The sequence below is a fragment of the Neobacillus jeddahensis genome, assembly GCF_000612625.1.
Lineage (GTDB): Bacteria > Bacillota > Bacilli > Bacillales > Cytobacillaceae > Neobacillus > Neobacillus jeddahensis.
In genome coordinates this window covers 29,289-56,259 of record NZ_CCAS010000012.1, presented here as the reverse complement: position 1 = coordinate 56,259, position 26,971 = coordinate 29,289, and the positions used below count along the sequence as shown (strand labels likewise).

Annotated in this window: 26 protein-coding genes and 2 riboswitches; of the genes, 6 read left to right on the top strand and 20 right to left on the bottom strand. The window is 41.8% G+C overall.

The window, feature by feature from the left end; all coding sequences use genetic code 11:
• Window positions 1–47 precede the first annotated feature (47 nt).
• The 6 genes from TY15_RS07990 to TY15_RS07965 form a co-directional block, all read right to left on the bottom strand.
• A complete protein-coding gene (locus TY15_RS07990) occupies window positions 48–533 on the bottom strand; it encodes a flavodoxin domain-containing protein (protein ID WP_244440900.1) in 486 nt (161 codons plus the stop codon).
• Window positions 514–1,557, bottom strand: a complete 1,044-nt coding sequence (locus TY15_RS07985) for a ribonucleotide-diphosphate reductase subunit beta (RefSeq protein ID WP_040203523.1) — start codon at window positions 1,555–1,557, stop codon at window positions 514–516. Before TY15_RS07985 ends, TY15_RS07990 begins: the two co-directional genes overlap by 20 nt.
• A gap of 30 nt (window positions 1,558–1,587) precedes the next feature.
• Window positions 1,588–3,870 carry a ribonucleoside-diphosphate reductase subunit alpha gene (locus TY15_RS07980; RefSeq protein WP_040203522.1) on the bottom strand — a complete coding sequence of 761 codons (2,283 nt, stop codon included), beginning with the start codon at window positions 3,868–3,870 and terminating at the stop codon, window positions 1,588–1,590.
• Between the two features lie 174 nt (window positions 3,871–4,044).
• Window positions 4,045–4,222: riboswitch (cobalamin riboswitch) on the bottom strand.
• Window positions 4,223–4,437: 215 nt separating this feature from the next.
• Window positions 4,438–5,349 carry an HD-GYP domain-containing protein gene (locus TY15_RS07975; protein ID WP_040203519.1) on the bottom strand — a complete coding sequence of 304 codons (912 nt, stop codon included), beginning with the start codon at window positions 5,347–5,349 and terminating at the stop codon, window positions 4,438–4,440.
• Between the two features lie 33 nt (window positions 5,350–5,382).
• The gene (locus TY15_RS07970) at window positions 5,383–6,468 is read right to left on the bottom strand and encodes a GerAB/ArcD/ProY family transporter (protein WP_040203517.1); all 1,086 of its coding nucleotides are present in this window, start codon (window positions 6,466–6,468) and stop codon (window positions 5,383–5,385) included.
• A gap of 289 nt (window positions 6,469–6,757) precedes the next feature.
• On the bottom strand, window positions 6,758–6,994 hold the full coding sequence (locus TY15_RS07965; protein WP_040203515.1) for a hypothetical protein: 237 nt from the start codon (window positions 6,992–6,994) through the stop codon (window positions 6,758–6,760).
• A gap of 246 nt (window positions 6,995–7,240) precedes the next feature.
• Here TY15_RS07965 and TY15_RS25300 point away from each other — a divergent pair, with 246 nt between their 5' ends.
• Together TY15_RS25300 and TY15_RS07960 are read left to right on the top strand one after the other, a co-directional pair.
• Window positions 7,241–7,285 (top strand): erythromycin resistance leader peptide, encoded by a 45-nt coding sequence (locus tag TY15_RS25300; protein ID WP_142305349.1) that lies wholly within the window; start codon window positions 7,241–7,243, stop codon window positions 7,283–7,285.
• Between the two features lie 299 nt (window positions 7,286–7,584).
• The gene (locus tag TY15_RS07960) at window positions 7,585–9,048 is read left to right on the top strand and encodes an Msr family ABC-F type ribosomal protection protein (protein WP_040203513.1); all 1,464 of its coding nucleotides are present in this window, start codon (window positions 7,585–7,587) and stop codon (window positions 9,046–9,048) included.
• Window positions 9,049–9,129: 81 nt separating this feature from the next.
• Here TY15_RS07960 and TY15_RS07955 read toward each other — a convergent pair whose 3' ends face one another.
• From TY15_RS07955 to TY15_RS07935, 5 genes are all read right to left on the bottom strand, one after another.
• Entirely contained in the window at window positions 9,130–10,389 is a 1,260-nt protein-coding gene (locus TY15_RS07955) for a PTS ascorbate transporter subunit IIC (protein WP_040203512.1), read from the bottom strand.
• Window positions 10,390–10,394: 5 nt separating this feature from the next.
• A complete protein-coding gene (locus tag TY15_RS07950) occupies window positions 10,395–10,667 on the bottom strand; it encodes a PTS sugar transporter subunit IIB (protein WP_040203510.1) in 273 nt (90 codons plus the stop codon).
• Window positions 10,664–11,107, bottom strand: coding sequence for a PTS sugar transporter subunit IIA (locus TY15_RS07945; RefSeq protein ID WP_040203508.1), 444 nt, complete (start codon window positions 11,105–11,107; stop codon window positions 10,664–10,666). The genes TY15_RS07950 and TY15_RS07945 overlap by 4 nt, the downstream gene beginning before the upstream one ends.
• Window positions 11,108–11,156: 49 nt before the next feature.
• Window positions 11,157–13,271 (bottom strand): BglG family transcription antiterminator, encoded by a 2,115-nt coding sequence (locus TY15_RS07940; RefSeq protein ID WP_040203507.1) that lies wholly within the window; start codon window positions 13,269–13,271, stop codon window positions 11,157–11,159.
• Between the two features lie 278 nt (window positions 13,272–13,549).
• On the bottom strand, window positions 13,550–14,467 hold the full coding sequence (locus TY15_RS07935) for a glycoside hydrolase domain-containing protein (RefSeq protein WP_052353725.1): 918 nt from the start codon (window positions 14,465–14,467) through the stop codon (window positions 13,550–13,552).
• Window positions 14,468–14,686: 219 nt separating this feature from the next.
• Window positions 14,687–14,772, top strand: a riboswitch (cyclic di-GMP riboswitch).
• A 21-nt stretch (window positions 14,773–14,793) separates the two neighbouring features.
• On the opposite strand from TY15_RS07935, the gene TY15_RS24195 reads away from it, so the two are divergent.
• Window positions 14,794–14,934 (top strand): hypothetical protein, encoded by a 141-nt coding sequence (locus TY15_RS24195; RefSeq protein ID WP_157042254.1) that lies wholly within the window; start codon window positions 14,794–14,796, stop codon window positions 14,932–14,934.
• 51 nt (window positions 14,935–14,985) lie between these two features.
• Here TY15_RS24195 and TY15_RS07930 read toward each other — a convergent pair whose 3' ends face one another.
• From TY15_RS07930 to TY15_RS07915, 4 genes are all read right to left on the bottom strand, one after another.
• Window positions 14,986–16,599 carry an ABC1 kinase family protein gene (locus TY15_RS07930; RefSeq protein WP_040203638.1) on the bottom strand — a complete coding sequence of 538 codons (1,614 nt, stop codon included), beginning with the start codon at window positions 16,597–16,599 and terminating at the stop codon, window positions 14,986–14,988.
• A 54-nt stretch (window positions 16,600–16,653) separates the two neighbouring features.
• Window positions 16,654–17,805 carry a cation:proton antiporter gene (locus tag TY15_RS07925; protein WP_040203505.1) on the bottom strand — a complete coding sequence of 384 codons (1,152 nt, stop codon included), beginning with the start codon at window positions 17,803–17,805 and terminating at the stop codon, window positions 16,654–16,656.
• Window positions 17,806–18,028: 223 nt separating this feature from the next.
• Window positions 18,029–18,271 carry a hypothetical protein gene (locus TY15_RS07920; RefSeq protein ID WP_040203503.1) on the bottom strand — a complete coding sequence of 81 codons (243 nt, stop codon included), beginning with the start codon at window positions 18,269–18,271 and terminating at the stop codon, window positions 18,029–18,031.
• Between the two features lie 138 nt (window positions 18,272–18,409).
• Complete coding sequence (locus tag TY15_RS07915; protein WP_244440901.1) at window positions 18,410–19,129, bottom strand: hypothetical protein; 720 nt, start codon at window positions 19,127–19,129, stop codon at window positions 18,410–18,412.
• Between the two features lie 369 nt (window positions 19,130–19,498).
• Between TY15_RS07915 and TY15_RS07910 the strand changes: the two genes are divergently transcribed.
• Entirely contained in the window at window positions 19,499–20,686 is a 1,188-nt protein-coding gene (locus TY15_RS07910; RefSeq protein ID WP_042374297.1) for an MFS transporter, read from the top strand.
• Window positions 20,687–20,759: 73 nt separating this feature from the next.
• Here TY15_RS07910 and TY15_RS07905 read toward each other — a convergent pair whose 3' ends face one another.
• The 3 genes from TY15_RS07905 to TY15_RS07895 all read right to left on the bottom strand — a co-directional run bounded on the left by TY15_RS07905 (window position 20,760) and on the right by TY15_RS07895 (window position 22,706).
• Complete coding sequence (locus tag TY15_RS07905) at window positions 20,760–21,272, bottom strand: DUF3189 family protein (RefSeq protein WP_040203499.1); 513 nt, start codon at window positions 21,270–21,272, stop codon at window positions 20,760–20,762.
• A gap of 242 nt (window positions 21,273–21,514) precedes the next feature.
• The gene (locus tag TY15_RS07900; RefSeq protein WP_040203498.1) at window positions 21,515–22,318 is read right to left on the bottom strand and encodes a class I SAM-dependent methyltransferase; all 804 of its coding nucleotides are present in this window, start codon (window positions 22,316–22,318) and stop codon (window positions 21,515–21,517) included.
• An 82-nt stretch (window positions 22,319–22,400) separates the two neighbouring features.
• Window positions 22,401–22,706, bottom strand: a complete 306-nt coding sequence (locus tag TY15_RS07895) for a putative quinol monooxygenase (protein ID WP_040203496.1) — start codon at window positions 22,704–22,706, stop codon at window positions 22,401–22,403.
• Window positions 22,707–22,872: 166 nt separating this feature from the next.
• Here TY15_RS07895 and TY15_RS07890 point away from each other — a divergent pair, with 166 nt between their 5' ends.
• Window positions 22,873–23,490 (top strand): DUF47 domain-containing protein, encoded by a 618-nt coding sequence (locus tag TY15_RS07890; protein WP_040203494.1) that lies wholly within the window; start codon window positions 22,873–22,875, stop codon window positions 23,488–23,490.
• Window positions 23,491–23,712: 222 nt separating this feature from the next.
• Here TY15_RS07890 and TY15_RS07885 read toward each other — a convergent pair whose 3' ends face one another.
• Complete coding sequence (locus tag TY15_RS07885) at window positions 23,713–24,030, bottom strand: hypothetical protein (protein WP_040203492.1); 318 nt, start codon at window positions 24,028–24,030, stop codon at window positions 23,713–23,715.
• Between the two features lie 91 nt (window positions 24,031–24,121).
• Complete coding sequence (locus TY15_RS07880) at window positions 24,122–24,736, bottom strand: LysE family translocator (protein WP_040203490.1); 615 nt, start codon at window positions 24,734–24,736, stop codon at window positions 24,122–24,124.
• Window positions 24,737–25,144: 408 nt separating this feature from the next.
• Here TY15_RS07880 and abc-f point away from each other — a divergent pair, with 408 nt between their 5' ends.
• Window positions 25,145–26,773 carry a ribosomal protection-like ABC-F family protein gene (abc-f, locus tag TY15_RS07875; protein ID WP_040203488.1) on the top strand — a complete coding sequence of 543 codons (1,629 nt, stop codon included), beginning with the start codon at window positions 25,145–25,147 and terminating at the stop codon, window positions 26,771–26,773.
• Window positions 26,774–26,971 lie beyond the last annotated feature (198 nt).

Sequence of the window (26,971 nt, the reverse complement as noted above, 5' to 3'; positions counted from 1 at the left end):
ACATACAGGACTTTTTTCTGAGTTGCCAGCGTTGGTTGGGTCTTCATTTACTCGCTATGGCTTTTTTCAAATGAGATCTTTCCCACCCGCCTTATCACAGACTCCACAAACCTCTGACAGCGTGGGCCATCTTGGATTTGTGGAGCCAATTCGACCTTCAGTGTTGCAGCTAAATTTGTATGCACATATAACATATCGCGAAACCGATCGACGGCTCCACAATAGTTGGGATACAAGCTGTCACCCGTTCCAAACACCGCGCTAACCCAATCGTGCCTATCTAGTGATGCAATTTCGTCATAGAGCCCCCACATTTCCCTGGGGATTTCCCCACTCCCCCAGGTATACGACCCAATTACAACTCCATCTAATGATCGTAGCTGTGAAAGGGGAAAGTCAACAATTTGGTACAGAACTATGTCGACTGTTTGACGAAGGAAGAGCCGATACAGCTCTTGCGCCAAATCTAACGTATTCCCGGTAACCGATGTATACACAATCGCCACTTTCATTTTATAACTCGTCAAATCCATTCGACTGGGAGACCTTCGTATACGTTCGTGATTTTTGCTCAAAGAAATCCGACTTCGTCTCATTCATCATCTCATCACTAAACACATGAATCCACGGCATCGGATTCGTTCGTTCCTCATATAAATTCTTCAGACCGAGCTGGCGTAAGCGTTTGTTAGCAAGGTATTCAAGGTACGCTGAAAATTCCGTTAAATCGATTCCCTTGATATCCGCTAAAATATACTGAGCCCATTCCTTTTCCAGCTCGACCGCCTCGCTAATCATTCGGTAAATATAGGCGATATTTTCGTCCGTATGGAGCGCTGGATTTTCCGTTAGCAGAATGCGAATAAATTGTGCCATAAAATAGGCGTGCTGCATTTCATCCCGTTGAATATAACTAATCATCGTGCTTGTTTTTAGCATTTTCTGCTGCCTTGCTAAATGATAGAAAAAAGCAAAGCCTGCATAAAAATAAATGCCTTCGAGATTAATAGAATTCACTGCTAAGCGAAAGAGCGTTTGTGGTGTAGGGGCCTGTCGGAATTCCTCATAAGCCACTAAAATGAGTTCATTTCGCTTCCGAACGATTGGGTCCAGTTTCGCCTGATTAAAGCGCGCAGTTTGCTCCGCTAACGGAATAAGCGAGCTTAACAAATAGGAATATGATTCATTATGAACGGCTTCTTGTTGGGCAATCACGGCAAAGATCGCCTTAAAGCTAGAGTCTGTTACATAGTCCATGACCTGGTACATCGTCGGCGTTTGCAGGCTATCGAGTGATGCCAGCTGGGTGTTAATCCGCAGGAACACATCCTTTTCCTGTTCACTAAGGGTATCCCATTGTTTAATATCATCCTGCATATTGATTTCCTGCGCCTTCCAAAAATTCGCTAATAGAGTTTGATACAACTCATACATCTGTGGGTAGGCAATGTCATTCCAGTTAAGCAACCCCGAGGACTTCCCATTGATAATCCCTGTTGATTTATTTGGATACTCAGGGGTAAGTAGCTTTATTTTCATTAATGGTGAATCAATCATCGTTTACAGCCTCCTATTCGTTTATTTTTTCTAACTATGACAAGCTTCACATTCTGCCAGCTCAGATTGAGAGGTGCTGCGGACGTAATAGCTCGTCTTCAAGCCCAGCCTCCATGCCTCGAGATGAAGCTGTAATAAATCCTTCGCTTTTATATCATGACGGACATAGAGGTTAAAGCTAATCGATTGATCAATATGGCGCTGGCGGGCGGCATTTTGCCGAATACTCCAGAGCTGATCGAGGACATGCCGTGTGCGCCGGTAATAATTATAGGTTCGATGATCCAAATCAGGGGCCGTTACCTTGAACTTAAAGTTCTTCTTTTCCTCTGCGTATTCGACCGCATACAACGGATCAATTCCATCAGTAGACCCACCAATCTTGGCCGTCGACGAGTTCGGGGCGATCGCCATCATCCAGCCATTTCGCACACCATAAGCACTAATTTCATTTGCAAGCTTATTCCAACGCTCGCTGTTGTACCCCTTCCGCGTAAAATAGTCCCCGGTTTGCCATTCGGATCCAGCAAATTGACTGTATGACCCTTTTTCCTTCGCTAGTTCCATCGAGGAGCGAATCGTATAGTAAGCAATGTCCTCGTATAATCGATCCGCATACGAAACCGCCTCCGCTGATTCCCAGTAAATTTCCTCTCTCGCCAAGAGATGATGCCAGCCAAACGTCCCCAGACCGACAGCCCGGTATTTTTTATTCGTGACAGCGGCTTGTCCGACCGTGATCGAATTCAGATCAATGACATTATCGAGCATTCTCATTTGGATTGGAATCAGCCGTTCAAGGACATTGTCTCGTACCGTTTTCGCTAGATTAATGGACGATAGATTGCAAACGACAAAATCACCTGGTTTACGGACGATAACTAAATTGCCCTCCACATCCTGATACTCCTTGATAATTGTCGTAGCCGACATGTTTTGCGTAATTTCCGTGCACAAATTACTGCAAAATATGGCCGTCCGCCCTTTGCCTCTGACATGCTTGTTCGGATTTTGCCGATTGACCTCATCTCGATAAAACATAAACGGGGTTCCCGTTTCTAATTGTGAAATCATCACCCTCGCCATAATATCCATAGCCCGGTACGTTTTCCGTGGAAGGAGCGGATGAGCGACGGCTTCCAGATATTTTTCCGTGAAAAACTTTTCGTCGTATTCATCATAGAAATCCTCCATCCCCAATTCGACGCCCTGCTCATCCTTCCACCCCATAAGCTGTTTGACTTGATGGGGACAGAAAGTATGCCACTCGCCTACACTTCGACCATTTTCATCGACCTCTTCCAGCCTTTCCATAAACAGATCGGGGATGGAAACCCCGGTAAAGATATCATGGGCCTTCCGTCGCTCGTCCCCGTTATTTGTTTTTACATCCAAAAAGCCATTCATGATGTCTTTATGAAAAATATCTAAATAAACGGCTACGGCTCCTTGTCTTTGTCCCAACTGATCAACACTCACGGCCGTGTCGTTAATGAGGCGGATCCACGGAACGACCCCGGATGAATTTCCTTTGAACCTCTTGATATCAGAGCCGAGGGCACGGACTTTTCCGAGATAGATGCCAACTCCCCCGCCGTCCTTACTCAATCTAGCCGTATCCCAATTATTTAAGTAAATCCCGTCTAAGGAATCTTCAACGGTATCAATAAAACAAGACGAAAGCTGACCGACACTTTTCCCGGCATTCGATAGGGTCGGAGTCGCAACAGTCATATACAAATGACTTAACGCCCAATACGCTTCTTTTACATACTTTAAACGCCTCGTCCGCTCTTCATTCTGCATTAACGTCATCGCGATAATCATAAATCGTTCCTGCGGCAGCTCATACAGGTTCCCCTCGTAGTCCCTCGTTAAGTACCGATCCGCTAATAAAAAGAGACCAATATATTGGAAAAATTGGTCGCGCTCCGGCGCGATTTCTGCCCCAAGGCTTTCAATTTCTTCTTTTGTATAAGCTTGTATTAGCTCTTCGGAGTAGATCCCCCTCCTTGTTAATGTGGTTATCAAGGAATAGAAGTCTTGATACTTTTTATCGTGCGGATAACCTCTCGTTTCGGCGACCTGGCGATATAGTTCGTCTACATATAGTTGTGCTGCTAGGAAGGTCCAATTTGGTTCCTCCATTGAAATTTGATGTAAAGCATACAGAAGTGATTGTTCATATTGGGCGGCTTCCTCTAATCTGGCTACCTTTTCTAGCATTTGTACGGTGTCCAGGTTATAGGATTCGGCCGCACTTTTGATCGCTTTATGTACTGAACTCATCTCTGAATCTAGGTTTACGCTCATCTCTCTGTCTCCCCGTTTACCGTATTTTAAAAATTTGGGTAAGTTTGTTCTTTGAACGACAAAAAACCCATCTCAGAAGATGGGTTTGATAAACGTGGTAACGTCATAAAAGCAGTGAAAATCACTGTAATCGACAGAATTCCCCCGTTATATCCTCCCAACTCCCGAAGAAGATCATACGCTATAAAAATGGCAGGTTTCCTGACTTATGCCTTTACCTACTCTAAGCCCTTCCCATCCAAAGACAGTGGTTCTGCTTATTTCGTCAGCATTTACAGTTGCGGGTACAGTTCTGGATTTACACCAGATTCCCTTTTACGTCTCTTCAGACACCATTTTCACTGGTTAATATCTATATTTAGTGTTGTTTTCTAATCATCAATACTAAATATTGTATTTTCAACTATAACTGACAATTCCCCCTTTGACAACCCCTTTAGATGATTTTCTCATTTTCATGGTGCTCAAAGTGGCATTTTGTAGACCATGTCTTCTACTTTTTTGCCCGTGTGCTTGCTAAAAGTCTACGTAGAACACCTCTACTTCTACCGTAGTTTCTGGCCCCATTCATTTAGCAGCCTGTCCATCAAATATATCGAGGAAAACATCAACAATTTCTGGATCAAATTGCTTCCCTTTATTTCTCTCAATCTCTTTGAGAATAACGTCGAGATCCAATTTATCACGATAGACCCGTTGGGATGACATGGCATCAAAGGTATCCGCCACCGCCACAATCCGCGCCACTAGAGGAATTTGCATACCTTTTAGTCCAGTTGGATACCCTTTTCCATCATACCGCTCGTGATGGTACAGAACGATATCTAAGATCCCATTGTCCTGAAAACTCTCCACATGCTTTATGATTTCATAGCCAATCGTCGGGTGTGTTTTGACCGTGTTATACTCGTCATCGGTTAACTTCTCTGGCTTCTTCAAAATCGTTCCGGGGATACCTATTTTTCCAATATCATGGAGCAATCCGCCCACATGAATCACATCACAAACATCCCTCGACAGCATCATTCTATTGGCAATTTCAACCGAATATTTCGCTACATTTTTCGAATGATGCTGGGTATAGGCGTCTCTTGAATCCAACGCCTTGGACAGCGCCATTATTAAGGCTAAATTGTCCTCCTTCACTCTTTGGACGAATTTCATTAAACCAACAGAGATTAAGGTAATCACCAAATACGTAAAAAAATAGGTAAAAAATGTCCCGATGTTGTGCGATAATTCTGGGATGAGGTAATATCGGCAGCACACCACCAATAGTGTAAAGACAACAATCAACCACCAGGGCTTGTCAAAAAAGCCAATCCCCAAAAAAATGGCACAAAAGATATAAAGTATATAAAAATTACTCTCATTTTCAAAAACAAAACTGTTTAGTAAGATACTTGATATCAACATAATGTAAAAGCTGTAACGAAAGTAATTGGGGTGTTTTAACCATTTATTAAATAACTTAAACATAATACCTCCGGTGGGCATGAAATGAAAACACCATTACCAACTTCTTTTTATGACTGTGGCAATTAGAAGTAACAGAGGGAGAATCCATAAAAGCGGAATCCACAAAGCGAACGGAACGACCTCGATGGCAATTTTCAAATGCTCTTGAATGTTCGTTGATACAACATATCCGAGTAATATGCCGATAAAGATGAGTGGAATAATCCATGGATGGCTATTTTTCGTTTTCGTAAGTAGCTGTATGGCGCGAAGGGCGAAATACATATGGAGCGACCCCTTGAAATAGGCTGTAATCACAAAAAACATCACGCCTATCACATCCACATTTTGAATAAATTCCCCTATTTGAATCTTCTTAATCAGCGCATACATAGGATAAATTTGAAATTGGAACCGAACTCCACCTAATCCCGCTATGATGAATAATTGGCTGACTAAAATCACAGCCCCTGAAAGTAGGGTGGCCCATAAGGTCGCGTAGGCAATATGTTTCGCTTTCGCATGAACAAGCGGCCAAATCATCGCCAACTCTAATGTTTGAGCAAATCCTTGACTTGCCCCGAGCGGAAACGAGGCATTCCATATCGGTGCCCACCCGTCTTCTAAAACAGGCCGTAGGTTCTCAATCTTTACAATATCACTGCTCATAATAAAAATGATTAATATGATAAATAGCATAAAAAACAGAGGGAAAATGAACTCTCCTACTCTTCCAATTACCTCAATACCTTTGAAAACACCATATGCACTTACGATTAAAAAGGGAATTACGATCCCCCAGGTTGGCATACCTGGAAATAATATTGTTTGGAGCAAATACTTGATATCATTTAATACTCTTCCCATTTCATATAAGAATAAGAGCGGATAAAGCCAAGCAATAGGCGTCCCCAGCCATTTTCCAAATCCAGCGGGAAACCATTCCACCAACGTCAACCCCTCGTGGAAAGACTTCAATAAGAGAAAAATACCGATTGCGGTTAAACCCAATAATACCGACAGGATATTCACGATCCAAGCATCCTTACCAGCCGACGCTCCAAAGCCAAGAATAATGGTCGTACCAATCTGAAAAAAAAACGTAAGCGCAAAAAGCTGGTACAGGGATATACGTTCCATTCAAACACCTTAAACCTTTATTTTCTGCTTGCTGATCACAATCCGAAGAACCTACATGAAAAATTATCCATAACCTATATATTTACTTAATAGAACAACCTTATTCACATATTCACCAAAAGACTTTTATTAAAATGAGGTCAATGTAGCTCCACCGAAACGGCGTATTGAGTAGGCAAATCTCCATCCTTAGACAAGAGATAAAGAAAACTCGCCGATTGGCGATCATCTAATGCGATTACAGAGGGGGCGGTCGTCGAAAACCAAACATCCTGTACCCTTCCCCTGTTTATTCATCTTCTTCAAAAATTACTTCCCACATGCCATCATTTTGGACAATTTTACAGCCGGGATATTGTCTTCTTAGTCTTCTCAGTATTGCTTGATCTGACAGGACTTTCTCCTCTTTCGGTTTGAACGGGTAGTCGAGTGGATGAACCCCCATTTCAATAGGGCCATCCTTCACCACTTCAATAAAACCGCTAGAGGGAATATAAATAAAGTTTTTTATATCTCCGATCGTCATAAATGACCACACTCCTCTTACCTGCTATTGTTACACATGGACGAAAAAATTGTTGTGAACAATTTAAGAAAAATACAATTTTTCCGACGAACTCCTTATGCATCCCTAATGGTGTTCAATTTTTCCACTAGAGAGACACAACCTCTAATCAAACACGATAATTCCATTTACAAAATATAGGTGGTGACAGTTACCGGTTTTGCGATTATAATGAAACTGATACTATTTAAGGAGGATTATTAAAAAATGACGCATGCTATGAGACTTCGATTCCCTACTTTGAACTCGTAATTAAATACGTTCAAAGGCTCTGTTTGTGTATACAGAGTAAACGGGATCAGTCTGTCCTTTTTTAATAATCTTCATTCTATCGCAAAGTGATGAAGAAAGGCGGATCAGTCTGCCTTTCTTTATTTTATTTGTGGATCGATCATTCTCCTTCTTTTGCCAGCCAAAAGGAAGGTTTATTTAGCGACGACTCCTACCAAGCCCCTTATCCAAATAAAGATGGGTTTCTTCCCTTTACTCTGAATCACAGGCAGATCGCCTGTGATTTTTTATTTTTTCAAAAAAGAAATGAGGGAATCATAATGGAAAAAGTTTGTATTGAATTAGAAAAAATCGAATTAACCTTTTTAGATAAAGTAATAGTAGACATCCCACGTTTGGCAGTGCATCAGTTTGATCGGATCGGGATTGTCGGCAAGAACGGCGCAGGAAAAAGTACCTTGTTGAAGCTAATGGCCGGTCAGATCAAGCCCGATCGCGGACACGTCCATCGCTATGCCGACTTTGCCTATTTCGATCAACTGGACTCACCATTTGAGAAAGAAGTAGATTATGAGTTGGTCAGCAAGCTCGCCATACCGGACACAAAAATCGAACTGTTAAGCGGCGGGGAGCAAACCCGACTGAAATTAGCCCAGCTGTTCTCCAGCTATCATGAAGGTTTGTTCATCGATGAGCCGACCAGCCATCTCGACACTGCTGGGACACAGTTCTTTATCGACGAACTGACCTATTATTACGGGGCACTCGTCCTTGTCAGTCACGACCGCTACGTCTTAGATCAACTCGTCACGAAGATTTGGGAGGTCAGCGACGGCACGGTAACAGAATACACAGGGAACTATTCAGCGTACATGGCCCAAAAGGAATTAGAGCGGACGCAACAACAAGAACAATTTGAAAAATATACAAAGGAAAAATCGCGCCTCCTCAAGGCAGCTGAAGAAAAAATGAAAAAGGCCGATAAAATCACGCAAGCAAATGGACATATCACTAAGAAGGAGACTAAAGCCAAGGCTAATAAAATGTTCATGACGAAATCAAAGGAAACGAGTCAAAAAACGGTGCAACGTGCGGCGAAGGCCATGGAGCAGCGTGCGGAACAGCTGGAAGCAGTCGAAGCACCAAAAGAGGAAGCAACCCTTCGTTTTCAGCAATCTGCCGCGTTAACCTTGCACAATAAATTTCCCATCATGGGGGATCGAGTCACTGTGAAGGCTGGGATCAAGATCCTTCTCAATGAAGTCAGTTTCCAATTTCCCCTAGGACAGACGATCGCGATTACCGGTGCGAATGGTTCCGGGAAAACCAGCCTGCTCCGCCAGATTGTCAATAACAGTGACGGGATTACCCTCTCTCCAAAGGCGGTCATCGGTACCTATCAACAAATGGATTATCAATTTAACAAGGACGAAACGGTCCTAGACTATTTAAGGGAGCGAAGCGATTATGACGAAGGGAAAATTCGGGCCGTCCTTCACGGGATGAATTTTACCGGGAATGATGTGAAAAAGAACGTGCGCACCATAAGTGGCGGTGAGGCAATTCGACTTGTCTTATGCGAGCGGTTTTTAGGGAAATACAATGTACTCATGTTAGATGAGCCGACTAACTTCCTGGATATCGTTTGTATTGAGGCGTTAGAACGGTTTTTAGCTGCCTATGAAGGCACCGTCCTCCTCGTCTCCCATGATCGAACATTTGTCGATCGGGTCGCTGACCATGTCTATCATATTGAAGAACAGCAGCTCAAGCAGAAACGGTAACTTACCCTTTACATCCAAGCACAACGACCCCCATGGATAATTCCATGGGGGTTGTACTAGTATGATAAATATCCAAATTTATTAAAATAACTTCAACAGATTGCCTAATAAAATCCCGACAATTCCAAAGTCAGCATCCCCAAAGGTTGTGCCGTTAAATCCAAGTGAACCTAGAACAGGCAACAATAAAGCTGGTAAGAAACTAATGATTAAACCGTTGGCAAGTGAGCCAAGAATTGCTCCACGTCTGCCACCTGTTGCATTCCCAAATACACCTGCAGCTGCGCCAGTAAAGAAGTGCGGAACAAGTCCAGGGACAATAACCGCTAATCCAAATACAGGCAGCAGGAACATACTGATGACTCCCGCGACAAAACTAGCTAAGAATCCGACAATAACAGCATTCGGTGCAAATGGAAAGACGATCGGGCAATCTAAAGCTGGTTTAGCATTTGGAACGACCTTATCTGCAATCCCTTTAAAGGCTGGAACAATTTCCGCAATTACCATCCGAACCCCCGCTAACACGATAAAGACACCACCGGCAAAGGTAATCGCTTGTGTAAGCGAGAAGACGATAAAGTTTGTTCCACCGCTAAGCTTTTCTTCAATGAAGGTAGGGCCAGTAAAACACGCTACCACAATAAACATCAAAGCCATCGTTAACGCTAAGGCAACGGATGAGTCACGAAGGAAGCCAAGTGACTTTGGAACCTTAATTTCTTCCGTTGATTTTTCTTTATTGCCGAAATACTTACCGATCGTCCCAGATACAAAATAACCAATTGATCCAAAATGACCAATCGCCACATCATCCGATCCAGTAATTTGACGAGTATAAGGTTGTAACAGTGCTGGCATGAAAACCATCAAAGCTCCTAGAATAATAGATCCTATGATAACGAGTGTAACACCTTCTATCCCACTGGCAGATAAGACGGCTGCCAGCATACAGGCCATAAACATCGTATGGTGACCAGTTAAGAAGATAAATTTGAATTTCGTAAAACGAGCTAAGATAATATTCACAACCATACCAAACACCATGATCATGGCTGTTTCTGCCCCAAACGTCTTTTGCGCTAATGCGACAATCGCTTCATTATTCGGAATGATCCCTTTAATGTGAAAGGCATGCTCGAACATTTGTCCGAATAAATCGAGGGCACCTGTCAGAACTGTTGCCCCTGCACTCAAGATAATAAAGCCCATAACTGTCTTTAGGGTGCCTGACACCACGTCAGCAATTCCCTTTTTCTGCAATAACAATCCGATTAAGGCAAATAATCCAACAAGTATGGCCGGTGTTCCTAAAATATCATTCATAATTAAATGTAGCATCCAAATCAACCTTCCAATATATGAGTTGTTAACGCTTTTTTAATTTCATCTAAACTGAACATATTGACCAAAGAAATCACTTTTCTTTTTCCATCATTCAATTGATCCATGATTTCAGGAGAACCAATGTAGTAATCGGCCTGTTCAGATTTAGAGCTTGCTAGATCCGTATGGGAACAGGTTCCCTCAATGTTTAATTCCTTCATCGCCTTTTGTACATTAAGTGACATCATAAAACTACTGCCTAATCCATTTCCACACACGACTAAGATTTTCATTTTTCTTCCTCCTCTAAAATAGTGACTAGTTCTTGATAATTTTTTGCTAATGCTAACGCATCAACTTTTTCTTGGCTAGATAAAAGCGTGGACAGCTCTGATAAAATGTTCAAGTGAGCAGCTGCGTCTGGAGCAGCTAAGACGAGAAATACATTTGCCCCTTTGCCACTAGCAAATTCAACGCCTTTTTCTAGAATTAATAGGCTTAATCCTAGTCGATTCACCCCATTTTCTGGTCTAGCATGGGGCATCGCAAACTTAGGTAATAGCACAATATACGGACCAAGATTCTTGACATTCTCAATCATCATTTCGATATAGCTTGCTTCAATCGTTTGATTTTTCAACAATGGGTCTGCAGCCAGTCGAATGGCCTCTTCCCAATTCTGTGCATCTGCTTTAAATTGAACTGCGTCTTCTGTTAAGTATGTTTTCAGCACAGCTTTCTCCTCTTTCTCTTAAAATCCCAATCTTTTCATATATGACCGATTAAGCATCCGTTCGGATGATCTCAAACATCTCTGCGGCGGTTTCGGCCTCGATCAGTTTTGTAAACCGTCCTTCATCTGAAAGAAGATCGGTCAGCTGGGACAATGCCGTTAAATGCGCTTCCCCGTCAACCGCTGCCAAGACAATCACCAGATGAATATCCTGCTGGGCCATTTCGGAAAAAGATACACCCTTCGTCAGCTTTAATAAGCTCATGCTTAGCCTGTTGACCCCGTCTTCCGGTCTCGCATGTGGAATCGCGACCTGTGGAGCAATCACGACATAAGGACCCATTTTGACAATGTTATCAATCATCGCCTGAATATAGGACTCGGTAATCGATCCAGCTGCCAAAAGTGGTGCGGCAGCCTTGCGGATCGCCTCCTCCCAACCTGAAACCTCACTTTTCAGCTGAATACTTCCCACTGGTAAAATCTCTTTTAATGAAGGCTTTCTTACCTCCATCCCAACCTTTTCAGGCTTAGACAAGTATTGCTTCAGATCTTGCTGTAATCCTTCTTGGTCCAACACCGTCGCGTGCTTCCGGATAATTTCCATTAAGGCATCAATCGAGCCCGATGATTTCGATTCCGTTGCGGAAATTCCAATCACCTTTTTTAATAAACTTTCTTTTTCCGCCTCAGTAAGGATGGGACTAACCACAAAAACAGGATGTTCCTTCCCCTCTAGTGGGATGGTTGAAAGAATAAAGTCCACATCATAGTAGTGATTTTTTTCATATTCTCTTAATGAAACGCTGCCAATTAAATCAACCGTCGAGAAGAGACCTTCAAGTTGGTGCAACAGTAAACGGGAAGTCCCCACGCCATTGGTACAAACGAGCAGAGCCCGTTTCCGATCAGCGGGCTTGGCGCCAGCCTTTTGCATCCATCCGCCAAAATGCATTGCAATTAAGGCAATTTCATGTTCATTTACCTTTTTCTCGACTACCGCTTCTAAGTGGGTAATCGTCTTGCTCGTTAATAGGAAAATATCCTGGTACTTTCCTTTAATGGACTCAGTCATATCACTTTCAAATTCCAGTCCATAGGTAATCCGGTAATAGGCCGGCTTCACATGGAGCAAAAGATTCTTCTCAATTTCTTGCCGATTTTCAAAGAAAACACAGGCATATCTCTGAAAATCCGTCACCATATTCGTAACAACCTTTGCCAGAATATAGGCATCATCCTGTAAGTGGATCAATGGCGGTTCCTCAGAAAATTGCACTCTCGAACTCAGGAGATGTTTCGTAATATAGAAGATTTCATCTTCAGGAAATTCAATCGTAAATAACCGCGACAGCTTCTCACCAATTTTTTGCGCCGCCCTGTACTGCTTCGTTTCCTGTAGAACCTCTTTTTCAAACCGATCAATCGCGATCTTTTTCCCATCGGAGACTCGTCGACAAAATAAGAGCAGTCGGACTGCTAGACTAAACAAAAATTCATCTGTGTACTGCAGATTCAATTCTTGTTCGCTTTCCCCCAGGATTTGCTGAACCGCTTCCATTTTTTTGTAATCAAACAGATCAAAATGGCTAGCCCCTTTATGTAAAACCAACGGAATTTTCGCCAAAACGGATGGACTATTTTGATCAAATAGCACGTGCTGCAGGAAATGAACAATCGCCTTACGCTTATCTTCTTCTTTCCCCTTAATGACGTAGCCACTTTTCCGATTAAATTCTAAACTTAAGTGAAATCGTTCCAATTCTTGCTTCAAACCTTTTAAGTCATCAATGGTTGTATTCCGACTTACTCTGACTTTTTCCATTAAACCTTCAAGATACAAGGGAATATCCCGAGCAATCAAATAGATCGCCAGCCATGCCTTCCTCTCCTTTAGGGAATATTCATAATGCCATGAATTCATGGAGCTTAATTTTTCCGGAACGTGAACGGCTGCTTCCTCTTCTAAAATAAACCCTGCCGATCGAACATACTTCACCTCTGGTAAGTAATTTTCCTTTAACCAATCATTGACTTTATCCATATCGTAATAAATAGTCCGTCGAGAAATTTGAAATTTCTCAGTAATTTCTCTGATTGGGACAAATGTTTTCGCCTTCACTAGGTGAGTAAGTATGGCAGTACTGCGCTGATCCAGTGGCATTTGCGACCTCCCTCCACCATAAAACCATGTAAAAAAGGCTTATCTTATAGTAAGTAATTACTTAACTATAACTATAAGCCTAACTATTTCAAATGTAGAGACCAAATGGCCCCACTCTCTTTGTGCAAACATTGGACTAATTTCTGATTTTACTAAAAATGACGCTAATTGGCTCCCGCAATTTCCTCTAATGTCATTTCCGGACGCCAATTAGGTATGTTTTTATTCTATTAAAATGTGTCATCTCTATCTTACCATCTAAGGAAGGACCCCACATTCTACCACAATAGCTCTAACACACTAGACTGAATAAGATTCGTGTCAATATTACACGTCTCCCCATCAATGCCGTATTGCCAAATAGAAATATTCACATCTTTCGGCGCACCAGGCTGAAAGGCAGGCGCCTTCGATTGCTTGGTCACCCCTGGATCGGGATTACTACTCCAGAGAATCGTTTGCTCCTGAACGGCTTTCGTTTTCGCTGCCGCAGCTTGATACGCGGCGGTCAACTTACTATCGGGAGTGAAAACCCCATAAATACCTGGTTTGTAAGGTGAACCCGCCAAAGTCTCAACCCAGCCGCGAATAAACGCTTCATCCACTGGATAATTTGGTTCAATATCGGCAAAGATAGCGATTCCTTCAGGGATTCCTAATTTTTGTGAATAGGAAATGGCTTCTTTGGCCTCGGCCACACCTTTTTCATAACCGACAGCTTTGGTAAAGTGATTAAATATCGGTAAAATCTTGATGCCTTGCTTGTGCAATAAATCGGCTTCCTCGGCCGTCAATCCGACCGATATTCCTTCCTTCGTCTCTAAATAGCGCCCGAACACTGCCGGTGGACCATAGTTATCTTTTACACACTTTATGAAGGCCGCATCTACTTTAGAGGCGGTGTCTACCCCCCAGACAATAGTAGGTTTTTCCTCTGGTGCGGGTGGTTTATCTTTGGCTGGTTCCTCTTGCTTAGCTGGTTCCTCTTGTTTGGCTGGGTCCTCTTTCTTAGGTGGATCCTCTTGCTTGTTTGGTTCCTCTTGGGCTTGATCTCCCTGTGTGGTTGAATCCTTCTGTGTGGTTTGAGGTGGTTGGGGATGATTTTGTGTAGTGGGATGGTTGAAGAATACAAGAAGCAATGGGAGAACCAAAATGGCACTGAAAACAATACACCAAATCCATTGGCGTTTTTTCATATCATCTCTTCCCTCCATATGACAATCTCACTAACTAGCTTATTCCGATTGCCAAAGGATGGTGTGGGCTTGATATGAGGAACGTAACAACCAAACTATGAAAGGATAGTCTATTACTACTAATTCCAGACTACATTTACTAGTATATTCCTCTTAGAAAAGTAACTTTTAATATATTATTTAACGTATTTAAGTTGTATAATATATTTTTAGTGTCCAAATGTGTAAAGGCAAAATTACTGAAAAGTAATGACGCAAAGCTATAGGGTCTTCTGTCTTTATGACAAAGTCAGCCAGCTACCATCAAACAACAAAAGGGGAAATAATTGATGTCAAAAAGTTTTTGGGCTACTCCAGAAGAAGTATTGAAGAAGAAAAAGAGAAAGAAAATTCTTGTTTATATTTCTATCATGACCGGTACGATTGTACTAAGCACAGTAGTGACGGTTCTCGCTAACGGCATATAACGAAATGGGATCCTTCACGGTGAGTGAGGATCCCATTTTTTTATTCTATTCTCATCGCTTTTCATGCATAAACTTCATCCATTTTTTCAGTTTATAACCATAAGAAAGATACCCAACAAACGCAAAGACTGTAACCACCACTGATAGCTTCACAATAAGACCCTGAGAGGTATAATAACCAGCCACTAATCCTATGAGTCCAAGTAAGAGTAATTGAAATAAATGCCTTCTAGTATTTTCATAAATCATAAATTGAAATTGTCTTCTTTGTTCAATTTCCTTTAATTCTGCTAATTTTTGTGGTGTTTGTAAAAATTCTGTGACAGAATGAAAAATTTTAAAAATCGGTTGTGATTGCAGCCAATGCCATACAAATGACCACTTATTTCCTTGTTTGCTTACCCACTCCATGAAAACCGGTTTTCCTAACTCCATAAGTTCTGACTCTGGTACTAGATTGCGAATCATTCCTTCAATCGTAACAAATGATCGACCTAAAAAAACAAACCTGGTTGGAACTTGAATAGGGAGTGCTTGAATCATATCGTTCATTTCCATTTTTAACGCCAGCAAATCCAGTTCCTTTAATTGACCGGGTTGGATGGAGAGCATTTCGGCTAATAGTCGTTCTATCGTTCTAGAATCAGCCTCTGGGAGTAAAAATCCTAATCGTGACAAGCATTCAACGGCCTTCGGGTAATTTTTAGCAAGAAAGCTCTCGATTAGCCCTTGAAAGTGGGCCGCATCCTGTTTAGTGATTTCCCCGACCATTCCAAAATCAAGCAAGATAATCTTACCTTCCTTGGACACAAGCACATTTCCTAAATGCGGATCCGCATGAAACATGCCTGGCTCCAGCCATTGTGGAAGGAACACCTTCATAAGCCTTTGAGCCAGTTCGTGTCGACCTACAGCCACCTGCTCCAGTTCCTCCCCATCGGACAGCCGCACCCCTTCTACCCATTCCATTACCAGTACATGTTCCGTACTATGTTCGGAATACACAGAAGGAATTTTTACAATATCCATGTCCTTAAAACGTTCTTTAAAAAATAATAATGTGTCATGTTCCTTTGAATAGTCAAGCTCTCGCTCAATTACCTGTTTCAATTCCTTAAACAGGACTTTAAAATTGATAAACCCTTTTGGAATCGGAACAAGATGGTCAGCAAACCACATGATGATCTTTAAAGTGCGAAAATCGGTTTGGACAATTTCATCAATATGTGGACGTTTAACTTTAATTGCAACCTCTGATCCGTCCTGCAGTACCCCCTTGTAAACCTCCCCAATCGAAGCCGAAGCAATCGCATTTTTGTCGATGGAGATGAACAATTGCTGGTAGCCTTCTCCCCACTCTCTTTCAAGGATTTCCTGAATCTCATTCCAGTTAGAGGGGGGAACTTTATCAGTGAGATCTTCAATTTTTTGTATAAATGTAGGAGGCAGTAAATCAGCACGGGTGCTTAAGAGCTGGCCGATTTTGATGAGCAAACCTTCTAATTCAAAGAGTGTGTTTCTACAACGTTCTCCTATTTCCCCCCAAAGTCTTTCCCAATCCAGCTTAGATTTTCTGCGGATTTTATACCAATATATTTGAAGGAAGATGATGAAGAACATCGAAAGTACCTTTGTCATTCGGACTAACTTATTCCTTGTTTTCATACCCAACTCTCTCCCCCTCTTCATCAAATATTATCGAACAACCCTTTTCATATGTTACACCACATTAGCATCCTTTTGCTTGTTTGATTTAAAAAACAATTTCATCATTGGGGGAGTGACAATCGTGGTAACGAGGACCACGACCACAATCACGGCAAACATATCTTGACTTAGTAGATTCGATTCCAAACCAATAGCTGCAATGATTAAGGCGACTTCCCCACGAGATACCATCGCTGCCCCTATCCCTAATGAACTATTCCAGCCAAAGCCAGCCAGTTTCGCACCAACGGAAGCACCAATTAATTTAGTTAGAATGGCTATGACACTAAGAATCACAATCAGCCCGATATGTTCCGTGATTCCAGAGAACTCGGCTGTGATCCCAATTGATGTAAAGAAAATCGGAACAAATAATGAATAACCAATATTTTCGATCTTCTCAAACACTTCATGCTTGTAGTCTGTTACACTGATAGCCACCCCGGCAATATAGGCACCAATAATGGCCGCAACCCCTGTGTATTCAGCAAAATAAGCAATAACAAAGCAAATAATCAGGGCTGACGAAACGACGGATTCCGTTACTTTCATTGAGGAAAATTTCCTCATAAACCACGGAACGATCTTCCATCCAACTAAAATGGCTCCGGCAAAGAATAAAACTTTCTTTACGATTACCATCGTTAAATTGACATCTCCACCTGAAAAACTCATTAAGAACGCCAAGGCAATGATGACAACCACATCATCAATGACGGCTGCTCCTAAGATGGTCGTTCCTTCAGGGGTTTTTAATTGGTTCATTTCTTTCAAAGCTTGCACCGAGATACTGACACTTGTGGCCGAAAGCAGCAGCCCTAAAAACCACGATTCCATCGTCGTTAAATTTAGGAGCATCCCCATTAAATAACCTAAAACAAGGGGAACGATAATGCCACCAAAGCCTACAAAGGTGGAGGCCTTGCCAGTACGTTTAAATTCATCCATATCCGTTTCCAGTCCGGCAATAAACATTAACAAGATCACGCCAATTTGACTAAATTCAGCTAATGTTTCTGACTCGGTTACGAGCCCTAAAACCGATGGACCCAGGACAATTCCAATCAGGAGTTTGCCAAGAACGGAAGGCTGACCTAACCTTACACTGAGGCTCCCCGCTATTTTAGAGGCAATTAAAATAATCGCAATTTGTAATATTAACACTTATATGGCCACCTTTCGTCGATATTATTGACTTTTATTAAAAAAAAATACAAAAAGAGCCTGTTACCAAAGGACATAATAGTCCCTTGGTGACAGGCTCCTCCAAGTACTTCGTATTTTATTATCTATAGTATATCATATATTTGGCTCACTGTGGCTTATCTTATAAAAAAAGACCGCAATAGCAGCCTCTTTATTACCCAAGTCCAACCCAGCTTAATTTTTATGCGTACTTAATACCAGCGGCTTTGACATTATTGACGTCATCCGACCCACAAGGTGTAACAGCATAGGTCATTTCGCAATGGGGGCAATTCATAATAATCGTTTCTAAGATAAACGTTGTTCCACACTCACAGTGAATTTCGTGTGCTACTGCTGGTGCAAAATCTGCCTTCCCTTTACTTTTTACATGATCCACAACATCTTTCCCATCTTGTAACCTTTCTGTGCAACCACAGCTCATCCCTAACACTCCCAGCATTTTATAGATATATTCCATTTGTAATGTAAGCGTAGCATAGAAATAGGCCAATCTATTTGTCAAAATTGGAACATATTATGAAAGTTGCCAGAGAGACATGACAGTCTAAAGGTCAATGCGCTAGATTTGCCCACCCACAATTGCGACATTCTGTCTGTCATGGGCAAATCGCTGTCCGTTCCATTTCAAAACCGTCTCAACATAACCGAGCCCATCAGCATTATACCTTCCGGCGATTCGCTGATAAGCCAAAAGCTCATTCGTTCCATCCCGATTGAAATCAATTGGATATAATCCGGACAACGGATTGACCCAGCCCTCAATCGGCGCCTTTAGCTCACCCTTCGGCGTATAAATCTCCCCTAAATACTCCTTCCCCTTATAAGTTAGATCTAGAACATACTGTTCCTTCACATTCTTACTGAGCACGGTCGCTTTGTATTGGTTATCATAATTCACCTCATATTGATAAGTTACATTGAAGGTCTCTGAATCAAAGATTTGTCTCATTTGCCCGTTCATTTGTGAAAAAACATAGGCATAGATCGACCCAGAGCTGCCGCCGCTATCGATCACCACCAAAATATCATCGACCTTGTTCCCTGTAAAATCACCGAGAAACAGTGTTGGATTGTAGCCGCCGTTGTTCGGTAAGGTGATCTGTTGATCCTGATGTGTCCGACCATTTTGAATAACTAGCGTGATTTGCTGCCAGAAAGGACTATCCGCCGTTTTATGAGCGGTCAGCAGTACATTGTCAAGTACACCATCCCCGTCAATATCCCCTCGCTTCGCTGTCACAATCGTCGGGGTTTCTTGTGGAGGATTTGGCTGGAGCATCGTCCGCAACTCCAAAAGTCCTTGTCTGGAAGGAAAGGGAGATGTAAATGACAAAGCGGTATCAATTGATTGCAACGCTTGCGCCGTGAATCCCGCTCGTGCTTGTGCATCAGCCAAGTAATACCAAAAATAAGGATGATTCGTTTCATGAATTTTGATACGATAGTAATCTATTTCTCTCCTTATCTCATCCATACCCATCTCATAACCCACCCATCTCAAAAATTCTCACTATAGTACCATATGAAGAAATGTGCAAACGCATGACATTTCTAGAAAGCTATAAGTAAGAAAGGGTTTTTCACCTTTTTTGTAGAATCTATTAACTTCTGGATGGGTAAGAAACCGGATGGAAAGGAGAATGATACGATGGTTACAGAATTCGAAACTGTCGAACAAACCTTGTCAAAAAAATTAATCTTAATGATGTCGTTCGCCTGTGGAATGGCGGTGGCCAATCTCTATTATAACCAACCGCTCTTAGCCGATATGGGTCACTCCTTTCAGACGACAGCCCATCAGGTCGGCAACATCGCCATGTTTACCCAAATTGGCTATGCAGTTGGGATGTTTTTATTTGTACCGATGGGCGATATGAAGGAACGCCGCCAACTCATTACCGTGCTGCTGCTCGCCGTCACCCTCTCCCTGATCGCCGTGGCCACCGCCCCCAATCTCGTTTGGATGAACCTAGCGAGTCTGGCCGTTGGAATTACAACCGTCGTACCGCAAATCATTATTCCCCTCGCTGCACAGCTGGCCGCGCCCAGTGAACGGGGGAAAGTGATAGGCAGTATCATGAGTGGACTGTTTATCGGGATTCTCTTAGCCCGGACCGTTTCCGGATTGATTGGCGGCAGCCTTGGCTGGCGCGCGATGTACTGGATTGCCGCTGCAATGATGTTAGGATTGGCCGTCCTATTGCGAACATTTTTGCCAAAAAGCTACCCGGAAACACAACTAACTTACCCACAGCTATTTCAATCGATGGGGCAATTAATTGCCACTCAACCAATTTTACGTGAAGCTTCCTTAATCGGGGCAATGCTGTTTGGCGGCTTTAGTGTCTTTTGGACCTCACTGTCATTTTTTCTTGAAGGAGCACCGTTTCATTATGGCAGTGAAGTGGCTGGATTATTCGGCTTAGTCGGTGTTGTGGGAGCGGCCGGGGCACCCGTTGTCGGTCGCTTAGCAGACCGCTTCAACGCCAAGCAAATGGTCGGCTTATTGATTGGGATTACCCTCTTATCCTATTTATTCTTTGGCATTTGGGGCACATCCATCTGGGGCTTAGTCGCGGGCGTCATTCTTTTAGATTTGGGAGTCCAAGGGGCTCAAGTGTCTAACCAAACCAGAATCTATAGTTTAATTCCCGAGGCACGCAGTCGGTTAAACACGGTCTATATGGTTAGTTATTTTCTTGGCGGTTCCCTCGGCTCTACCCTTAGTGGCTTTGCCTGGAGTTGGTGGAAATGGCAAGGTGTTTGTTGGACAGGGGGGTTGATGATTTTCATCGGACTGCTGGCCTGGGCCGTTCATCGGACAAAAACTAGGTAGAGCTCCTCGTGGAATTGGGGATGGACGGTGAGCAGAGTACCGCGACCTCGCCCCATCCATCTCCTTCATAGAATCATTTATAGTTTTCATTTTCGATAATAATCACTTTCTGTTTGCTGGCGGCTTTCCCAATTTGTTTTGTATTTTCGACCAAGCGAAAAATATTATCGCAGCATTGTTTGGCCCCGAGCACTAATAAGGGAACGCCGATAAAGTCTATTTTTAACCCCCTAGAGAAAAATCCCCCTAAAGACAACGCAATCGGGACAGTGGGAGAGGTATTAGAGAAGATAATTTGTTCGTTAAACTGAAATTTTTCTTCTAAAAGTAGTGTTAACTCCTTCATAGCTGGAACAACATATTTATTCCGTTTCCGACCGATCGTATAAACGGAGTGACCATCTTCATCAATCCCGCGAAAAATCAGTTTTCCAAAGTCCCTTTTTGTTAGCTGATTAAAGTATTTCACATTTAATATTTCTTCCGAGGTGAGCCTTCGTTCCGATTGCGGTAGTTGTTTTAAATGATAGGCGGCTGCCAAAGACGTGGTATGTGTCCCGCCAAAATCATTATAGATATACATCATGCGGTCATCCCTACTATCTCATGCTATTTTAGTTATGTATGGAAGCGAAAATGGTTGTTTATGTATTTTTTATTATTAGTTGTAAAATTATACATATTGATGACCCTTTTAGGTAAAACCTTCTGTATTCGTTTACTTCTATCATTCTATTTTTCAATCGCCTTGTCTAGTTACCGTTTTTCTCTTATTTCTTCCTTCATGGGCATCATACGCTTCAAATTACAGTCCCTCTCTCCTCAAGGTCACTTTTTCCTGCCAATATAAAGTAAGTGAGTGGAAATCCCCAGAAGATAGGGATCCGTCGCTTTTTCAATAAGTAACTGGATAATCCTCTCGGCTTCCCTACGTTCCTTCCAGTAATTCCAACTATCCTGAGGCAAAATGGCGCCAACATTGGAACCTAGCAAATTCAGAGTTTCGAATCCTTGCGATTCCATAAAAAGATTGATGTCTTCTATATTAAAATAATATGCACCCGTAAAACGACCCTCGTCGGCATGATGGAAGCAACCTGTTTGTGAAAATTGATGAATGGTATCCATATTGTCATTGGGCTTCCAATTCTGAGGATATATGAGCGAAGTCAGAATATGCCTAATTCTTGACATAAAGGCCACAAAAACAATCCCGTTCTTTTTTGTCACTCGATGCAATTCTTGAACTGCCTCGATCCGATCCTTATTCTCTTGCAAATGGTACATAGGACCAAGCATTAATGAGGCGTCAAACTGTTCATCTCTCAACATCGTCAACTTTCTAGCATCTGCCGTATAAAAGCCGTCAAACTTACCTCCTAAATCAAGTTCCTTTGCCTTAGTTTCCGCTATTTTCACTAATCTGGGCGTAATATCGGTCAAGGTTACCTGATAGCCTTTTTTCGCAAGTTCCATTGAATATTTTCCAGGTCCCGCACCATTATCCAGCACAGTACCCGATTTTGGCATGTATTCTTTTATATAGTGCCAATTGACTTGGAATTCGATTGGTTCACGATCAAGTCTGCCCCACTCGTCAAATTGATTGTAATAGTTTATAATATCGCTCATCATGTCCACCTGAATTCTTTGTATTAATTCATTACAAATGCCTTAAATCCTACACTGACTTTAAGAACTTGCTATCCGTTTCCTAAATCCCCTTCCCCCCACTTGTCCTTAAGGTACTAATTCGCTCCATTCCTGTAATGATTGGTTTCGCCCGCTTGATTAGTGCTTGAGTTGGCTCAAGAGTGAGGGAGGCTTGATGGGCTGCTTCATCACTCCATACTTCATAAACAAAGACAGCATTGGGTTCGTCATCTGAGGTACTAACTAGATAAATTTCACATTCGTTTAACTCGCTCATGGATTCTGTTGCTTCTAACAACATAGACACCATATTGTCTCGTTCGCCTTCTGTAACGGTAAACTTGCTAAACAAACCAAATTTGCTCATAATGTTCCTCCTCATTTTTTCTTACAATACAATTTCTAGGTCGAAACATATATTTCCTCTCATCACCATAAGATTCAAAGAAAAAACTTGCCCATTTACGAATCGGAAAGGGCAAGAAGGAAATAGTAATAATAGCAGAATAACGCTGACGATGGAGGTACTAGCCATGGCTACCAGAAAAAAAGACAAGTTTTCCATACTTTTGAGTAATATCGCCTTAAATGTAAAAGAAAGTGCGAATTATTTCGCCGACTACAAACTAAACAATGTCAGTGATTTGAAGATTTTTTCTGAGCAAATGAAGGAATATGAAACGAAAGGGGATACATTGGTACATGACGTCACCAAAGAATTACATAACGCCTTTATTACCTTTATCGAACGGGAAGATATCTTAACGCTGACAATGGGGATGGATGATGTCTTGGATGGTTTGGAGCATACGGCCGCCCTCTTTGAAATGTATTCGGTTGTAAATGCGGACCAATATATGCTGAAGTTTGTGGATGCAATCCGTAGCTGTGCGGCCGAAATTGAAGTAGCAGTAGACATGCTGGCCACCAAGAAATTGCTAAAAATGAGGGAACCTGCCATCCGAATTAAAGATTTAGAATCAAAATGTGACGGGATCCTGCGCGAATCCATTAAACATCTGTTTGCGAATGAGAAAGACCCGATTCGGATTATTCAATATAAAGAAATCTATGAAGAGCTTGAAAACGTTGCCGACTACTGTCAGGCAGTTGCCAATACATTAGAAAGTATTATCATGAAGAATGCCTAAGGACGATATGATCCATAAATAAGTTTCAAGCAAAAAGGTTGGATGTTCTTATGATGTTCTAGTTCTTGGCTTGAATTTCAACAGATGCCTTCTCCCCCTTTGTTTGACTCGACTGTCTTGAAAATCCATATACGTAGTTATCACCTCCACGATTCCAAATAGATCTGTAGGAAGCATTGCTAGATAGTTTTGCAGCCAAAAACACTTCTCGGAAATAGCCGCTTAGCGTTCGTGTATTCCTGTGAATCTAGCATGCTCCTCTTTTACTAAACGGATGAAATTCTCTCGCTCTTCATCCATACTAAGGATCATTTTCACATGTTTCTCGTTGGCTAAGAAGCGCCTCACCTTCCTGTTTTGGTAAATGATATAGTGGTATCGATAATCCTTTGTCATAGTGAAAAACCAGTCTTCTTCCTTTAATCTACTTACATTTTTTTCGAACTTCGAGTTGAAGGCACGATCTGGTATGAGAAGCTCGATGATTGCGCCTCCGATATCAAATAGTAAATCAATAAGAATGCTGCTAATAAAAATCAATCCTCCCGTTACATTCTTATAGTTTTTCTCTTCTGCCTTTATTCTTATACAGAAAACCCTAAGGCGAATGGGATGACAAGCTAGACAGTTGTTATTCTTGTGACTGCAGCGCTAACTTTAACCCCAAGCCGATATAGACTAGTCCCACTGCCTTGCCGAGCCATTTGGTGCTCTGTTTAGATGAAGCGAACAGCTTCCTTCCGATTGTGTTCGTTAGGAACACTAACAGCGTGGTATAGAGGATACTCATCACGACAAAGGTAATTCCTAGAAGAAGGAGCTGCGCGGTCACGGCCGTTCCGTCACTCCGAACAAATTGTGGCAGGAAGGCTACGAAAAATAAGGAGGTTTTCGGATTTAATAATTCAATCAACAACGCCTGACGAAACGTGACATTGGGGTTCACTTGTTTCATTACAGGTTTTTCAATCTTTTTGGCTTTCTCGAGCAACGAGCGGATTCCTAAATAAACTAAGTAGACTGCACCTAGATATTTCACGATTTCAAAAGCTAGTGCGGATGTCATTAAAATTGCCGAAAGGCCGACAACCGAAGCGCATGTATGGATCAAGTCCCCAACAGCAATCCCCATGCCTGTAACGATCCCATTCTTCCTCCCGCCCTTTAAGGTTTGAGAGATTGTTAAAAAAACAGCTGGACCTGGGATGAGAAATAACAGCAGAACTACGAAAATAAACGTAAGCATGTATCAAACTACCTTTCTTAAAAAATATTTTAAGCAATTACTTTATCCATCAATTTTATCGCGTTAATGCAATAAAATAAATATTTTTTTAGATTATACTGAAATTTCATCTTTTTTGACACGATAATGAAAAACGGACTTTGCTTTCTGTAAAATTATGTGCTACAATCACAACAACAAAAGCTGAAAGGAATGATGGGTGGACGATGGATAACTAATCTTATTTTATAAAATTTGAAATTTTATATTTCGAATGATCATAAATTAGGATTAGTCTACCCATTTTTCTATCCACTTTCTTGAGCGCTTCATACGAGAAAGCTTATTTCTGTACGGATAAAATGCGACTAATCCTTCCAAATTCATTGGGAGGATTTTTTCGTTCTCCCTAAAAAAAGGGTTGATTTCATGAAAGAATTACTGCAATTACAAAACGTAAGTGTTGAAATAAAAGAGCAAATCATTTTTGAAAATGTAACTGTCAATGTGCAGCAAGGAGATGTTATTGGCATAATTGGCAAAAATGGGGCCGGAAAATCTACCTTGTTGTCATTATTGAATCATGACCTTTTTCCAACAAAAGGACAAATGAAAACTCTCCAGGACGATTTGAAAATCACACTGGTCGAACAAGAAACGGAATCGTATTCTTTTGACGAGGTGACCCCTCAAGAAGTGACCATGTTAAAAAAATGGAATGTGCCAACTCGTGACTTTTCCCTTCTAAGCGGTGGGGAAAAATTAAAAGCGCGCCTTGCCAAAGGACTTGCCAAGGATACAGACGTCTTATTATTAGATGAACCGACCAATCATCTCGATGAGCAAAGCATTGACTTCCTCACGAGGACGCTCAAAAGTCATAAAGGGACGGTTATTTTAGTATCGCATGATCGATATTTTTTAGATGCAATCGCAACAAAAATTTGGTCGATTGAAAATAAAACAATGATTAGTCACAAAGGAAACTATTCAAGTTATATGAAATTCCGTGAGCAGAAAAGGCTCACGCAGCAACGCGAATACGAGAAACAACAGAAAATGGTCGAACGAATCGAAGGCCAAATAAATGAGCTGACGTCTTGGTCGAATAAGGCGCATGCCCAATCAACCAAACAGGAGGGGATCAAGGAATACTATCGTGTCAAAGCAAAGCGCATGGATGCACAAGTCAAATCCAAACAAAAGCGGCTCAAAAAGGAGCTTGAAAAAATAAAAGTGGACCGTCTGGAGCCAGAATACAAGGTTAATTTTTCGATGAAAGCCAATAGTAAGGTGGGGAAACGATTCCTCGAGGTAAAAGATTTATCGAAATCGTTTGCTGGGCAAGTGCTTTTTAAAGAATCGCATTTTACGATCCAATATGGCGAGAAGGTTTCCCTCTCCGGCCCAAATGGCAGTGGGAAAACCACCTTTTTGAAAATGATGCTTGGGCAGGAAACAGCAAATGAAGAAATTTGGATGTCGCCCTCCGCCAATATTGGTTATTTAACACAAGAAGTATTTGATCTGCCGCTAGATCAAACACCACAGCAATTATTTCATCGAGAAACGTTTGAAGAGCGTGGAAAAGTTCAAAACTTAATGAAGCATTTAGGATTCAGCGCTTCTCAGTGGGTTGAACCGATTAGACATATGAGTATGGGTGAACGGGTAAAGTGTAAACTCATGATATATATTCTCGAAGACAAAGATGTGCTTATTTTAGATGAGCCCACGAACCATCTAGACTTAGCGTCGCGTGAACAACTAGAAGAAACGTTAGCACAGTATGATGGTACCCTTTTGGTCGTCTCGCATGATCGTTATTTTCTCGAGAAAGTCACGACGACTAAGCTGATTATTGCGAACCAGCAGATTCAAAAGCAATTGACTGAAGTGACGCCGCCCATTGATATGAAGGAAGAATTACGATTACAGCTAGAAACTGAACGCCAGGAGGTTTTAGGAAAGCTAAGTTTTATGACTCCCAAGCATAAAGAGTATGCGGAACTGGATCGGCGATTTATGGAGCTAACGAAACAAATAAAAGAGCTATAAGTATGAAAAAAAGACGATTTGCTTTAGACATAAAGAGTTCCGTTTTCCGGTGCCATGTTATTAAAAGACACAAGAATTGACGTATGAATTGGCATACGTTTTTTTCTTTATTTATCAAGGTTTATACGAAATTCCATTAACTTTGACATAGCGATTGACATCATTATTATGATGGACAATAAATATTGTACAATTAGA